The sequence below is a fragment of the Rhodanobacter terrae genome, from assembly GCF_042657005.1.
Classification (GTDB): Bacteria; Pseudomonadota; Gammaproteobacteria; order Xanthomonadales; family Rhodanobacteraceae; genus Rhodanobacter; species Rhodanobacter terrae.
The window spans coordinates 38,599-53,455 of sequence record NZ_JBHSNG010000018.1 but is presented as its reverse complement, the minus strand read 5'-3'; the positions used below and the strand labels follow the sequence as shown (position 1 = coordinate 53,455).

Annotated in this window: 11 protein-coding genes; 6 read left to right on the top strand and 5 right to left on the bottom strand. The window is 66.4% G+C overall.

All coding sequences use genetic code 11. The features are described from left to right. Window positions 1-12: 12 nt before the first annotated feature. The 4 genes from ACFPPB_RS15060 to ACFPPB_RS15045 form a co-directional block, all read right to left on the bottom strand. The gene (locus tag ACFPPB_RS15060) at window positions 13-1,179 is read right to left on the bottom strand and encodes a copper resistance protein B (protein WP_377328526.1); all 1,167 of its coding nucleotides are present in this window, start codon (window positions 1,177-1,179) and stop codon (window positions 13-15) included. Next, window positions 1,176-3,005: a copper resistance system multicopper oxidase gene (locus ACFPPB_RS15055; RefSeq protein WP_377328524.1), complete on the bottom strand. Its 1,830-nt coding sequence runs from the start codon at window positions 3,003-3,005 to the stop codon at window positions 1,176-1,178. The genes ACFPPB_RS15060 and ACFPPB_RS15055 overlap by 4 nt, the downstream gene beginning before the upstream one ends. 110 nt (window positions 3,006-3,115) lie before the next feature. Next, complete coding sequence (locus ACFPPB_RS15050; RefSeq protein WP_377328522.1) at window positions 3,116-3,514, bottom strand: hypothetical protein; 399 nt, start codon at window positions 3,512-3,514, stop codon at window positions 3,116-3,118. Window positions 3,515-3,635: 121 nt separating this feature from the next. Then, entirely contained in the window at window positions 3,636-3,983 is a 348-nt protein-coding gene (locus tag ACFPPB_RS15045; RefSeq protein WP_377328520.1) for a hypothetical protein, read from the bottom strand. A gap of 170 nt (window positions 3,984-4,153) precedes the next feature. On the opposite strand from ACFPPB_RS15045, the gene ACFPPB_RS15040 reads away from it, so the two are divergent. From ACFPPB_RS15040 to ACFPPB_RS15025, 4 genes are all read left to right on the top strand, one after another. Continuing rightward, the gene (locus ACFPPB_RS15040) at window positions 4,154-5,077 is read left to right on the top strand and encodes a 23S rRNA (adenine(2030)-N(6))-methyltransferase RlmJ (RefSeq protein WP_377328518.1); all 924 of its coding nucleotides are present in this window, start codon (window positions 4,154-4,156) and stop codon (window positions 5,075-5,077) included. Between the two features lie 88 nt (window positions 5,078-5,165). Then, the gene (locus ACFPPB_RS15035) at window positions 5,166-5,678 is read left to right on the top strand and encodes a Slp family lipoprotein (protein WP_377328516.1); all 513 of its coding nucleotides are present in this window, start codon (window positions 5,166-5,168) and stop codon (window positions 5,676-5,678) included. 355 nt (window positions 5,679-6,033) lie between these two features. Beyond that, complete coding sequence (locus ACFPPB_RS15030; protein ID WP_377328514.1) at window positions 6,034-6,945, top strand: cation diffusion facilitator family transporter; 912 nt, start codon at window positions 6,034-6,036, stop codon at window positions 6,943-6,945. A gap of 324 nt (window positions 6,946-7,269) precedes the next feature. Further along, entirely contained in the window at window positions 7,270-8,700 is a 1,431-nt protein-coding gene (locus ACFPPB_RS15025; protein ID WP_377328512.1) for an aldehyde dehydrogenase family protein, read from the top strand. A gap of 55 nt (window positions 8,701-8,755) precedes the next feature. Here the strand turns inward: ACFPPB_RS15025 and ACFPPB_RS15020 are convergent, their stop codons facing one another. Further along, window positions 8,756-9,517: a YdcF family protein gene (locus ACFPPB_RS15020; RefSeq protein ID WP_377328510.1), complete on the bottom strand. Its 762-nt coding sequence runs from the start codon at window positions 9,515-9,517 to the stop codon at window positions 8,756-8,758. A gap of 324 nt (window positions 9,518-9,841) precedes the next feature. Between ACFPPB_RS15020 and ACFPPB_RS15015 the strand changes: the two genes are divergently transcribed. Continuing rightward, window positions 9,842-11,284 (top strand): lipase family protein, encoded by a 1,443-nt coding sequence (locus ACFPPB_RS15015; RefSeq protein ID WP_377328508.1) that lies wholly within the window; start codon window positions 9,842-9,844, stop codon window positions 11,282-11,284. An 89-nt stretch (window positions 11,285-11,373) separates the two neighbouring features. After that, entirely contained in the window at window positions 11,374-14,796 is a 3,423-nt protein-coding gene (locus tag ACFPPB_RS15010; protein ID WP_377328506.1) for a trifunctional glycoside hydrolase family 18/polysaccharide deacetylase/glycosyltransferase family 2 protein, read from the top strand. Window positions 14,797-14,857 lie beyond the last annotated feature (61 nt).

Genomic DNA, 14,857 nt, shown 5'->3' with positions numbered 1-14,857 from the left:
GCTGCGTTCTCCTCAGAACCAGATGCGCACGCCGGCCACGATCTGCCGGTCGAGCACGGGTTGGCGATACTGCCGTGCGTAGTCGGCGCTGGTGCCGACCCGGCGCACCCAGTTCACCCCGACGTACGGCGCGAACTGACGGCGAATCTCGTAACGCAGGCGCAAACCGAACTGTACATCGGAGATGCCGCTGCCGATGTGCCGCTGCGGGTCGCTTTTGCCGTACAGGTTGATCTCCGCTTCCGGCTGCAGGATCAGCCGTTGCGTGAACAGCAATTCGTACTCCGCGCGCAGGCGCGCCGCCGTGCGGCTGCCCGCACCGACATAGCCGGTCGCCTCCAGCTCGAACCAGTACGGCGCAAGGCCCTGCACGCCGAACGCGGCCCAGCTGCGCGCGGGGCCTTCGCCGAAGTCGTGGCGCACGCCCAGTTGCGTGTTCCAGAACGTGGCCATGCTGTGATTCCAGAACGCCTCCACATTGGCGTCTTCGAGCTTGCCGCGGCTGCGTTCGCCTTCGCTGCGCAGCCACAGCTTGTCGCTGTCGTTGCCGTACCAGCCCTGGATTTCCCAGCTCTGGCCGTTGGCATCGCGGCCATCGAACGCCTCCAGTTGATCGACCAGCAGCATGCCGACCGGCGCGCTGCCGTGCATGTGCAGCCCATGCGCCGGAGCGGCGGCGATGCCGTCGGAATAATCGCCGCTGCGTGCGTCCGCCGGTGCATGGCCGCCCTGCATCGGCCCAATGGTCATGCCCGGCGCCGAATCCATGTCATGCGCCGCGCCGTGGTTGGCATCCGGCACCGCCTGGGGATCCATGAGCGGCATGTCATGGCCGGATGCCACCGGCGCGGCAGGTGCCGAGCCGTGATCCATGTCACCCATGCCCTGCATGCCGGTGGACGAAGGTGTGGGCGCGACGGGCGTGTTCGGCTTCTTAGCCTTCCTGACCGGCGATTTCTTCGCCGGGTTCGCGGCACTGCCGGTGCCGGCCGGCATCGCCATGTCGTGCATGCCGGCGCGATCCATGCCCGGCATCGCGCCCATGCCCATCGGTGCCGTGCCGCTCGACGACGCCGGAGCGCTCTGCGCCGCCCCCGTCAGCGGCGACGCCAGCAGCAGCGCAGCCAGCAACGCCGAACGCGGCGGCACGATCGAGGTGTTGCGACGATGCATCTTCATGACACCACCACCTCGCGGAACATGCCCGCCTCCATGTGATAGAGCATGTGGCAGTGGTAGGCCCAGCGCCCCGGATTGTCGGCGGACACCGCATAGGCGATGCGCTGCGCCGGCTGCACGTTGATCGTGTGCTTGCGCACCTGGAACCGGCCGTCCGGATTTTCCAGCTCGCTCCACATGCCATGCAGGTGGATCGGGTGGTTCATCATGGTGTCGTTGACAAGCACGATGCGCAGCCGCTCGCCGGCATTGAAATGGATGGGCTTCGCGTCGGAGAACTTCACGCCGTCGAACGACCAGATGAAGCGCTCCATGTTGCCGGTCAGATGCAGTTCGATCTCGCGGCTGGGCTCGCGCGCGTCGAGCGGGCCGCCGATCGTATGCAAATCGGCGTAGGTCAGCACGCGGCGGCCGTTGTCGCGCAGGCCGCTACCCGGATCGTCGAGGTTGGTGCGCGGCATGTCGACGTGCATGTCCACGCCGGGGCCGTATTCGGTACGGGCGTGCCGCACGACGGGTACAGGCGCGACCGCCATGCCGACCATGTCGCCATGATCCATGGGGGCATGATCCATGGCCGCATGATCCATGGCCGCATGATCCATGGCCGCATGATCCATGGCCGCATGATCCATGCCGGGCATCGCGTGCGGATCACTAGCGTGATCCGCACGCGACATGACGCCCATCATGTCCCGCATGCCCAGCCATACCCGCGGGTCCATCGCCGGCACTTCGGCGGACATCCCCTGCCGAGGCGCCAGCGTGCCCCGAGCATGTCCGCTGCGATCGATCGACTGGGCGAACAAGGTGTACGCACGCTCGTCCTGCGGCTCGACGACGACGTCGTAGGTCTCCGCCACCGAGATGCGGAACTCGTCGACCGGCACCGGCTGCACGTCCTGGCCATCGGCGGCGGTCACCGTCATCTTCAAGCCGGGAATGCGCACGTCGAAAATGGTCGAAGACGAACCGTTGATGAAGCGCAGCCGGATCTTTTCGCCGGGCTTGAAAATGCCGGTCCAGTTCCCGGCCGGCGCGGCGCCGTTCATCAGGTACGTATAGGTGTAGCCGGAGACGTCGCCCAGGTCGGTCGGGTTCATGCGCATCTCGTTCCACATCTTGCGCATCGCCAGCGCGTGGCCCAACCCTTTCTCGCGCACGTCGCGAAAGAAATCCGGCACGGTCGGCTGCGCGAAGTTGTAGTAGTCGCTCTGCTTCTTCAGCTTGGCGTAGACGCGCTCGGGATTCTCGTCGGTCCAGTCGCTCAGCAGCACCACGTAGTCGCGATCGGCCGGATAGCGATCGGGACCGGACGGCTCGATCACCAGCGGACCGTACAAGCCGGTCTGCTCCAGGAAACCCGAGTGCGAGTGATACCAGTACGTGCCTGACTGGCGCACCTTGAACCGGTAGGCGAAGGTTTCGCCGGGCGCGATGCCATCGAAGCTGAGGCCCGGCACACCGTCCATCCCGGCCGGCACGATGATGCCGTGCCAGTGGATCGAGGTCGGCATGTGCCGCAACCGATTGGTTACGCGCAAGGTCACCGTGCTGCCTTCCTTCCAGCGCAGGATCGGGCCGGGGATGCCGCCGTTGATGGTGACCGCCGGTCGCGTCTTGCCGGTGTAGTTGACCGGGACCTCGACGACGTCCAGCGCAAAATCGGTACCGCTCAACACGGTGGGATGGCCGGGGCTGGTCAGCGCCCAGACGTTCGAGGGCCGCAGCAGGCCGAGACCGGCCGCAGCGCCGCCCAGGGCCACGCCCTGGACAAAGCGCCGCCGCGACAGGTCCGCCGCCGGCGACGGGGGAAATGATTTCATGGAGTCTCTCCATCGGGGAAAGCACCGGCAACCGATGCCGGCCGCATACGCCGGCCACGTCCGCCGCAACGCGGGCGAGCGCGGCCGAGGCCCATCGCACTGAGCGAAAGTCAGCCTGTTGGAGGCCGCAACGGCGGCGCGTGGGGGACGCTCGGCGGGGCAGCGATGGGTGCAGGGCGCTGCACGATGGCCAGCGGCGCCGCAGCCAGTTCGACCATGGCCACGGCCGGCAATACGCTGCCGCACACGGCCGCGCAGTGACAGGCATCCGTCGTTCCGTGCTGGCCATGGCCCTGCTCGCCGCAGCAATCGGCATCGACCGGCATGGCATGCCGGCCATGGCCGACGACATGAGCCGCGGATGCCATCAGGCCGGCGTGATGTGCATCGCTCATCGCCATCCCGCCTGCGCTGCCGTATGCGGGCGTCACGGCAAGAATCAGCCACGCCAACCACGCCAGCGCGCGGAAGCGTGACGAGCATGCGAGGTGGCGAGGCGTACGGCTCATCGGTGCAGCTTACGTGCTGCATCGCCTTGGCTCAACTCTGGAGCTGCATCCACACGCAACCCGCCCGGTCGGAAGACCAGGCAAGCATCCACCTCGCGCCAACCGGGCTGGTTCTACCGGACTACTTGGTGAAACCCATATGCAGCGTGATCTTGTCGCCGGTCTTGAGATCCGCCACCGACGCCGGCGGGAAATGCAGGCGCAGCGACATGCCGGCACTGTTCACCTCGACGATGCCGGTGGCGCTGTCGACCGAGGTCACGGTAGCGGGCATTTGGTGCATGCTGCCGTTCATCTTGTGCATGCTGCCTTTCATCTTGTGCATCATCGAGCCGTGGTGCATCTGACCCATGCTGCTCGCGGACGAGGCCGGCGCCATGCCACCGGTGTCTTGGGCGCTGACCGCGGTAACAGCCAGGCCAAGGCCGAACGCGGCGGTTGCCAGGATGATTTTCGGCGAGAACGTCATGATGATTCTCCGAGCGGAAGGCAGTCAGGCCGGGATGCCTGACCGGTTGCGATCACGCAACAGGCGAAGCCTGCGCCCGCCAATGTGCAGGAATGGTTTACGTGGCATGTGCCAGCGGGAGTACAGCATCGGCGCATCTATACTTGTGCCCCCTGCCCGCCGTGACCGCCATGAATTACCGCCACGCCTATCACGCCGGCAATTTCGCCGATGTCCTGAAACACACGGTACTGCATGCGCTGATCGAGGCGATGCAGGCCAAGCCGACGCCGTTCTGCTACATCGACACCCACGCCGGCAGCGGCGACTACCCGCTGGACGGTTTCGAGGCGAAGAAGACCGGCGAGTACAAGGACGGCATTGGCCGGCTGCATCCGGCCGAGAAGGTGCCGTCGCTGCTGCAGCGCTGGCGCGCCGGCATCCTGGGCGGCAAGGGCAACGAGCAGGGACTGAAGCACTATCCGGGCTCCCCGCTGCAGGTCGCCCGGTTGTTGCGCCCGAACGACAGCACGCAGTTGTGCGAGCTGCATACGGAAGAAGCCTCCAAGCTGCGCGACCTGTTCCGCGGCAATCCTCAGGTGCACGTGCATCAGCGCGACGGCTACGAGGCGCTGAAGGCGCTGCTGCCGCCGAAGGAGAAGCGCGGACTGGTGCTGATCGATCCGCCGTACGAGGCGCAAGAGGCCGAGTACAAGCTGATCGAAAAGGCGCTGAAGGAGGCGCTGCTGCGCTGGCCTACCGGCGTCTACGCCGTGTGGTATCCGATCAAGCTGCGCAGCCAGGTACAGCCGTTTCTGCGCGGCCTGCAACGCAGCGGCGCGAAACGCGTGCTGCGCGTCGAACTGCTGGTGCATCCGGACGATTCGCCGCTGCGCCTCAACGGCTCCGGCATGGTGATACTCAACGCGCCCTGGAATCTCGACGACGCGCTGCGCGAACCGCTGCGCGCGCTGGGCAGCCTGTTGTCGCAGGATCGCCCGGCCGAAACAAAACTCGACTGGCTACTGCAGGAAGGCGCCGAACCCGCCGCACCGAGTCCGCTGCCACCGTCGCGCCTGCTGCGCCCTGGTACGCCCGCGCCACGCCGGCGCTGACGCCCCGAGCGACACGCGCTGCGCCGACCCGGCTTGTTGTAGCGTAGCGATCACCGACCACTTTCACGCACCGCCACTGGAGTCCGCCATGCGTACCGCCGCCCGCTCCCTGCTCTGCCTGCCCGCCCTGCTGGTTCTGCTGTCCGTGCTGGGCTGCGCGCCGGCGCCGCTCTACAAAGCGACAGCGCAGGCGACGGCCGCCACGCCGTTCCAGGTCGCCCAGGCGCCCGAACGCTATGCCGGCGGCGACGTGATCTGGGGCGGCCGCATCGTGCAGGTCAGCAACTTCAGCGACCACAGCGAAGTCGAGCTGCTGGCCTATCCGCTGGATGGCTCGCAGCGTCCGAAGGCGAACGACAGCGGCAACGGCCGCTTCATCGCCGTGCTGCCCGGCTATGTGGAACCGCTCGACTACCCCGCCGGTGCGCTGATGACGATCAGCGGCAAACTCAACGGCAGCCGTGCCGGCAAGGTCGGTGCGGCCGACTACGTGTTTCCGCTGGTCAGGGTGGCGCAGTCGCACGTGTGGACCGCCGACGAAATGAACAAGGGCCGCAACAACATCCACTTCGGCGTGGGCGTGGGCGTCGGCATCCACTGACACCCTGCGCAAAATCCTGCGTCGCCGCTAGGGATGCTCTGATCAATTCTACGTAGGCGTCACCGTGACTGTCTGTTCGCAGGCCACAGGGCCGTCGGCGAGGGCAGACTGGCCGTCTGTCGAGACGGCGGACCGAAGGCATGCGGACAGACAGTCACGGCCCCAACGCATTGAATTTAAAATGATGGGGTGATGTCCAGAAGGCGCGCAGGCTGCGCCGCGCAGCTTGGCAAGACGGCCAGTCTTCCCTGCGCCACGCAACACACCCTGCGCGCCTTCTGGACATCATGCCGCCTACGTAGAATTGATCAGAGCATCCCTAGACTGCACGACTTCATTTTCAAGGATTGAGCGCATGTCGTCCGGCCACGCCAACCCCATCAAGGCGATCCTGCTCGCGCTGGGCGCGAACTTCGCGATCTTCGTGACCAAACTGTTCGCCGCGCTGGTCACCGGCTCCGGCGCGATGATGGCCGAGGCCGTGCACTCGCTCGCCGATTGCGGCAACCAGGGCTTGCTGCTGCTCGGCATACGCCAGGCCAGGCGGCCGCCGTCCGACGAATTCCCGCTGGGCTGGGGCCGTGCGCTGTACTTCTGGTCGTTCCTCGTCGCGATCCTGCTGTTCAGCGTGGGCGGCATGTTCTCGATCTACGAAGGCATCCACAAGCTCACGAATCCAGAACCCCTGAAGTGGCCATGGCTGGCGCTGGGCGTGCTGGCGTTCGGCATCGTCGTCGAAGGCATCTCGATGCGCGGCTGCATGCAGGAAGTCGACAAGGCCCGCGGCACGCAAAGCCTGTGGACGTGGTTCCATGAAACCCGCTCCAGCGAACTGCTGGTGATCTTCGGCGAAGACCTGGCCGCGCTGTTCGGCCTGTGCCTGGCCACCCTCGCCGTGGGCGCCACCATGCTCACCGGCAACCTGATGTTCGATGCCGCCGGCACCATCGCCATCGGCGCCCTGCTGATCGTGGTGGCGGTCCTGGTGGCGATCGAGGTCAAGGCCTTGCTGATCGGGCAAGGCATGGAACCGCGCCGCCGCGACGAGCTGATGGCCTTCCTGAAAAATCGACCTGAAGTCGCCGACGTGCTGAACCTGATCACCTTGCAGATGGGTCCCGACGTGATGGTGGCGGTGAAGGCGCGCATGCAGCCTGTCGACGGCGACCAGCAGCTGATCGCGGCGATCAACACCGTGGAGGCCGCGATGAAGGCGGAGTTCGACGACGTGCGCTGGAGTTTCTTCGAGCCGGATCTGGCGGACTGAAAGGTCCGGCGACGCCCCGATCAACTGCCATTTCATCATTCCCGCGGGTTTTAACAGCCGCATGGCTGGTCAAGCGGGAACCCAGTGTCTTTCGCGTAAAGCGGTAATGCACAAAGACACTGGGTCCCGGATATCGCTTCGCGATTCCGGAATGACGGGCAAAATCGGACCGTCCCGGATCGGCCGAATGCAGTTTTGATAGCGATGGCAAGCTGGCGCGTTCGATCAGGTGACATCGATGGGCACCGAACTTCGCGCATCTCACGTCGCCTGAACACCGGCAGCTTTTATGCTTGCCGCAGCGAAACCGAGGGAAGAAACGCCATGATCAGGAAATCCTATCCCTACTACCTCGCCAATCAGCCGCAGCAACCGAACACCGATCTGGTCGTACGGGACAAATACAGCGGCAAGATCGCCACGCGCGTGGCGGTGCCGGATGCGCAGGCCACCGAAAAAGCGATTGCCGCCGCCGTGAAAGCCACCGCGCCGATGCGCGGCTTCAAGCCATGGGCACGCCAGGCCGTGCTGCAGCACTGCGCACAGCGGTTCACCGAACGCCGCGACGAGCTGGCCGAGGCGTTGTGCATCGAGGCCGGCAAGCCGATCAAGGATTCCGCCGGCGAGGTGACCCGGCTGATCGAGACGTTCCGCATCGCCGCGGAGGAAGCCGTGCGCATCAACGGCGAAACGCTGAACCTGGAACTGGCAGGCCGTCTGGACGGCTATCACGGCTACACGAAGCGCGTGCCGCTGGGACCGGTGTCGTTCATCACCCCGTTCAATTTTCCGCTGAACCTGGTCGCGCACAAGGTCGCCCCCGCGATCGCCGCCGGCTGTCCGTTCGTGCTGAAGCCAGCGGAGAAGACCCCGATCGGCGCGCTGATCATCGGCGAAGTGCTGGCCGAAACCGATCTGCCGAAAGGCGCGTTCTCGATCCTCACTCTGGACGGCAAGCACGCGTCGGCACTGGTCGAGGACGAGCGCTTCAAGCTGCTCTCCTTCACCGGGGGCCAGATCGGCTGGGAGCTGAAGGCGCGCGCCGGCCGCAAGAAGGTGGTGCTGGAACTGGGTGGCAACGCGGCCTGTATCGTCGACGCGGACCAGGGCCCGCACCTCGACCGCGTGGTCGAACGGCTGGTGTTCGGCGCGTTCTACCAGTCCGGCCAGAGCTGCATCGGCGTGCAGCGCATCTACGCGCATGCCGACGTCTACGAGGCGCTGAAGAAGAAACTGGTCGCGGCCACGAAGAAGCTCAAGGCCGGCGATCCGAAAAAGAAGGGCGTGTTCCTCGGCCCCATGATCGACGAAGCCGCGGCCACCCGTCTGCACGACTGGATCGTGGAAGCGAAGAAGGCCGGCGGCAGGATCCTGTGCGGCGGCGGGCGCGAGGGCAACATGCTGGAAGCCACGCTGATGGAAAAAGTGCCCGCCGACGCGAAGGCCAACCGCCAGGAAGCGTTCGGCCCGTTCGCCCTGCTCGCCCCGTTCGAGAAATTCGACGACGCCATCGCGATGGTCAACGACTCCGACTACGGCTTGCAGGCGGGCATCTTCACCGACAGCGTGGCCCATGCGATGCGCGCGTGGAACGAACTGGAACAGGGCGGCGTGATCGTCAACGACATTCCCAGCTTCCGGGTGGACAACATGCCGTATGGCGGCATCAAGCTGTCCGGCCTGGGCCGCGAAGGCATCCGCTACGCGATCGAGGACATGACCGAGCTGCGCTTGATGGTCATGCGCGAGTCCTGAAGGCGGCCGACGGATATCCGCGATGCGTTGATGATCGACCAGCCGGCCCGGCTCCTCAAAGCGATCCCGGCTTCGTCGCCCGCACGTTCCAGCCCATCGCGTTGTACCAGCGGTAACGCGCGATGCCGGCATACTCGTGCAAGGCCAGGTCGGCCATGGCGAAGTTGTACGACAACGGCCACCAGGACAGCACGCCGCTGACGTAATCGGCTCGCACCGGCGTGGCCTGGATGCCGAAATGCTTGAAGTACAGCATGCTGCGGCGCAGGTGGAAGCCGGACGACACCAGCCATACGCGGTCGGCGCCCCAGGACTTCAGCAGCGGGCCGCTGAACTGCGCGTTCTGCCAGGTGTTCACGCTGCGCGACTCCAGCAGCAGGTCGGCGCCATCGACACCGAGCCGCTGCAGATTGCCGGCATAGGCTGCCGCTTCCGACTCGCCGGTCCCGCGCGCATCGCCACCGCTGACCTCGACCTTGCACGCGTTGCCGCTCTGCCGGCAGACGCGATACAGCGCCGCGGCTTCGCTGATGCGCCCGTAGGCGAAAAGGCTCGCTTCCACCTGTGCGCTGTCCGCTACCTGCACCGTGCTCGCACCGAGCAGGACGATCGCATTGCGCCGTCCCCATGCGATCGGCGCCCGCGCGACATAGTCGGACTGCAGGCGGGTCAGCAGCCATGTCGGCAGCGGCCCGCAGCCCACCGCCAGCAGCAGGATCACCGCCAGTGCCAGCAACGTGCGGCTGCAGCGGCTCCACTTCAGCCGGGCCAGCGCGATCGCCAGCAGGATCAGGATGAGCAGTGTGTTCAAGACCATGGGAACTCGGCGAAGGTCGGCGGGAAGGCCGTGATTATGCCGGTGTGCGGTATACGCGTGAGCTGCGGAACGTCTGAACAAGCTTCTGATGCCCGTTGCCAGTGGGAGCGACTTCAGTCGCGATAGCCGCGGCTGCCGCCGGAAGCATCTCAGCATTGCAGATGCTCGATGCACCGCCGGGCGGCGCAGCGTTCTGCTGCGCCATCGCGACTGAAGTCGCTCCCACAAGGGGCGAAGCCATCCCCCGAGACGCCCTGCAGCTCCATGGCAGATGTGCTGCCGGGCGAGTTTGGTTAGGCTGGCCCATCGCACAGGAAGTACGCCATGGCTACCCTCGTGTTCGTCCACGGCTGGAGCGTCACCAACACGTCGACCTACGGCCAGTTGCCGTCGCAGTTGCAGCGGCAGGCTGCCGCCGCCGGCTTGTCGCTGACGCTGGCCGATATCTGGCTGTCCGAGTACGTGAGTTTCGACGACGTCGTGACCATGCCCGACCTGGTGCGCGCGTTCGACCACGCGCTGCGCGACCTGCATCTGCTCGACGCCGGCTTCGCCTGCATCACTCATTCCACCGGCGGGCCGGTGGTGCGCGAATGGCTGCGCGCGCGGCGCGACAAGCCGGCCACGCACAGCACCATCCGGCTCAGCCATCTGGTGATGCTGGCGCCGGCGAACTTCGGCTCCGCGCTGGCGCAGCTGGGCAAGAGCGTGCTGGGGCGACTCAAATCCATGTTTGCCGGCGTGGATCCGGGCCAGCGCATCCTGGACTGGCTGGAGCTGGGCAGCGCCGAATCGCTGTCGCTCAACCTCGACCACATCCACGGCGACGATCCCGTCCTGTGCGGGCAATTCCAGTTCGTGCTGACCGGCGACCGTCCGGACCGCTCGCTGTACGACCACCTCAACAGCTACACCGGCGAGGACGGCTCCGACGGCGTGGTCCGCATCGCCGCCGCCAACCTCAATGCCCACCACGCCGTGCTGTCGCCGCAGGCCAGCGGCGCGCAAGCCGGCGTTGATACGTTGACGCTCAACCTCACCCGCAGTCCTCGCTGCGCGTTCAAGCTGATCGCCGGCGCGGCCCATTCCGGCGATGCCTGCGGCATCATGGCCAGCGCCGCACCGGCCACGGTACAGGCGATCGTGCGCTGCCTGCAGGTCCGCAGCGCCGACGATTACGGCGCGCTGTGCGACGCCTTTGACCGGGAAAACGCCGCGCGCGACGCGGACAAGGTGGAACTGGAGCCGGCCGGGCTGTTTTCTCCGCGCGTGCATATCCACGACCCGCGCAGCCTGCTGATCGTGCGACTCTCCGACGAGGCGGGCGAACCGCTGAGCGGCGCCGGTTTCCTGCTCACCGCCGGTGCGCAGGCCAGCCCCGATCTGCTGCCCGACGGCTTCATGCTCGACCGTCAGGCCAATTCGAAGAACCGCAGCACGATCTCGCTGTTCCTCGATTACAGCCTGCTCGCGGGCGACGGCCGCGTGGCGGATCCGCGCAACAGCCGCAAGACGCTGCGCGCCGCGGTCGACAGCCATCGCCCCTACGGCGCCAGCGTGCAGCCCGCCGACCTCGGCGGCCTGGTGCATCACGCACTGGCCAACAGCGCCGCCGGCGACGACCTGTTAGGCGTGCTGGCCCCGCACCAGACCACCGTGCTCGACGTGGTGCTGCCGCGCAAGATCCACGAAGGCGTGTTCCGGCTGACCCGGCAACTGGCGCCGGAGGATTTCAGCGAGCCCGTGCCCGGCGACGTGATCGACTGAGCGATCCCGTATCATGACGCTGTGCTCCGGCGTAGTTAAGCCGCGCCGTGCACACTGTCGTATTCCCGCGTCCCCGACCCCGCCCAGGCATGAAAAAAAAACCGATCTTCTTCGATCCCACCGGCCGTCGCGCCATCCATGTCTCGCGGCTGGTGCTGTTCGCCGGCGTGGTCAGCACGCTGTTCGTGGTGGCGTGCGCGGTGAGCCTGTTCGTGGGACCGAGCATGGGCGGCCTGCACCTTGGCGGAGCAGGCAAGGCACGACATGGGCTGACCGGCGTGAAGGCCGCCGCGCCCGAGCTGCTGAAACCCGCGGCCAAGCTGGCCGCCGAAGTGCGCGCCCGCCAGAAATTGCTGCATCCAGTGCACGTGCATGCCGGCAAGACCAATGCGGCGCACACGCCGCCGCTGTCGCTGGACAAGCCGGCCGGCCGGCCGCTGGCGATCGGCTTCTACGTCAACTGGGATGACACCAGCTACCCGTCGCTGAAGCGCGCGCTGCCCACGCTGGACTGGGTGATTCCGACCTGGATGAGCGTGAGCGGCCCCGACATGGCGCTGCATACCAGCATCGACGCCAAGGCGCTCAACCTGATCCGCAAGCAGAAGCCGTCGACGCCGATCCTGCCGCTGCTGCAGAACGCGGTGGGCGGCAACTGGGACGGTGCGGGTCTGGCGCGCATGCTGGCCGATCCCGCCGCGCGGCAGGCACGCATCGCGCAGATCGTCGACTTCATCGCCGCCAACCATTTCCAGGGCGTGACGGTCGACTTCGAGGAAATCCCCGAGAGCTCGCAGAAGAACCTCAAGGCGTTCCTGTCCGAACTCAACGAAGCGTTCGACCCGCACGGTTGGGGCATCGTGCTGTCGGTGCCGTTCGATGACGCGTCGTGGGACTACCAAGGCTATGCCGACATCGTCGATTTCGAGCTGCTGATGGCCTACGACGAACACTGGGCCGGCAAGGATCCCGGCAGCATCGCCGGCGAGGACTGGTTCGAGCGCACGCTGGACAAGCGCATGAAGGTGCTCGACCCGGACCAGACCATCATCGCGATCGGCAGCTACGGCTACGACTGGTCGCACGGGCAGAACGCCGAGACGCTGACCTTCCAGGACGCGATGGACCGCGCCGCGGATGCGCAGGCCGACATCGCGTTCGACCCGGATACCCAGAACCCGTACTTCTCCTACAGCGAGGATAACGGCAGCAAGCACCAGGTCTGGTTCCTCGACGGCGTCACCGCGTACAACCAGATCCATGCCGCCGACAGCTACAAGCCCTACGGCTATGCGCTGTGGCGATTGGGCGCCGAGGATCCGTCGATCTGGTCGGTGCTGGGCCGCGACTATGGCGCAGCGGCTCCGCCGTCGCTGCAGACGATCGGCCAGGGCGAGGACATCGACATCGAGGGCCAGGGCGAGGTGCTAGAAATCGCCGCGGAACCTTCGCCCGGCGCCCGCACCGTCGAGCTGAACAAGGACGACGGCAGCATCGACGACGAGAGCTACACGGCGCTGCCCAGCTCCTACGTGATCCAGCGTGCCGGCACGCTGCCGCACAAGATCGCGCTGACCTTCGACGACGGCCCCGATCCGGAATGGACGCCGCAGATCCTCGACATCCTCAAGGCCAAGCATGTGCCGGCGACCTTCTTCATCATCGGCGAGAACGCCGAGATGTCGCCGCGGCTGGTGCAGCGCGAGGTCAACGAAGGCCACGACGTCGGCAACCATACCTTCACCCACCCCAACCTGGGCGACAGCCCGCCCGGCATCGTGGCGCTGGAACTCAACGCCACCCAGCGACTGTTCCAGGCGCTCACAGGGCATTCGATGCGATTGTTCCGTGCGCCCTACTTCGGCGACGCCGAGCCGACCACCGCCGACGAGCTGGTGCCGATCCAGATCGCGCAGAAGATGGGCTACCTCTCGGTCGGCCTGCACATCGATCCGGACGACTGGCAACGACCCGGAACGGACCAGATCGTCGACAACGTGCTGACCCAGATCGCCACCACCAATCCGGATCGCAAGGGCCAGGTCGTGCTGCTGCACGACGGCGGCGGCGAACGCTCGCAGACGGTGGCGGCGCTGCCGCGCATCATCGACGGGTTGCGCGCGCAAGGTTACGACTTCGTCACCGTATCGACGCTGGCCGGCCTCACCCGCGCGCAGACCATGCCGCCGCTGGCTCCCGGCTCGCTGTCGCAATGGGCCGACCGCTCGGTATTCCTCGCCCTGGGCTTGTTCGGCCATCTCATCCGCTGGCTGCTGACCGCGGCCATCACGCTGGGCGTCGCACGCCTGCTGCTGCTCGGCGGACTCGCCCTTTGGAACCGCGCGCGCGAGCGGCGACGCACGTTGCCCGTACTCGGGGACGACCCGCCGCTGGTCTCGGTGCTGATTCCCGCCTACAACGAGGAAAAGGTGATTGCCAGTTCGATCCGGCAGATCCTCAAGAGCCGCTATGCCAATCTCGAAGTCATCGTGGTCGATGACGGTTCCGTCGACGCCACTTCGGCGGTGGTCAAGCAGCACTACGCGCACGAACCACGCGTGCAGCTCATCACCATCCCCAACGGCGGCAAGGCGCATGCGGTCAACACCGCGCTGCACGCGTCGAAAGGTGCGGTGGTGGTGGCGCTCGACGCCGACACCCAGTTCGAGCCCGATACCATCCCGCGGCTGGTGCGCTGGTTTGCCGATCCTAGGGTCGGTGCAGTCGCCGGCAACGCCAAGGTCGGCAACCGGATCAACCTGATCACGCTGTGGCAGGCGCTGGAATACATCACAGCGCAGAACCTGGAACGCCGCGCGCTGGCCGCACTCGGTGCGATCACCGTCGTGCCCGGTGCCGTCGGCGCCTGGCGGCGCGAGGCGCTGGAGCGGCTGGGCGGTTTTCCCGCCGACACGCTGGCCGAGGACCAGGACCTCACCATCGCCGTGCAGAAGGCCGGTTACCACACCTTGTTCGACAGCGAGGCGATCGCCTGGACCGAGGCGCCCGACAGTGCGCGCGGCCTCGCCCGCCAGCGTTTCCGCTGGGCCTACGGAACCTTGCAATGCCTGTGGAAACACCGCGACGCCACGTTCCGCCCCCGCTACGGCGCGCTGGGCACGATCGCGCTGCCGCAGGTTTGGCTGTTCCAGATCGCGTTCTCGGTGGTATCGCCGCTGGTTGATCTGGTGCTGGTCTGGCAGATCGTCAGCACTGCCCTGGACTACTTCCAGCACCGTGGCCAGTTCAACGACGAAAACCTGATCAGGATGCTGATCTTCTACGCCGCCTTCATGGCCGTCGATCTCGCCGCGGCGGCACTCGCCTTCGCGATGGAAAAGAAGGAGCAGTGGAGCCTGCTGTGGTGGCTGGTGCTGCAGCGCTTCGGCTATCGCCAGCTGATGTATTACGTGGTGGTGCGTTCGGTGTGGACGGCGATCCGGGGGCCGTCGGTGGGCTGGGGCCGGCAGGACCGCAAGGCGACCGTGAATGCGGCCGAAGCGGGGCATTGAGGCGAGGTGATCACGGAGCGAAACAAGCCAGCTGGAGGTCGCCCGGCGGCTGATCGCAGCG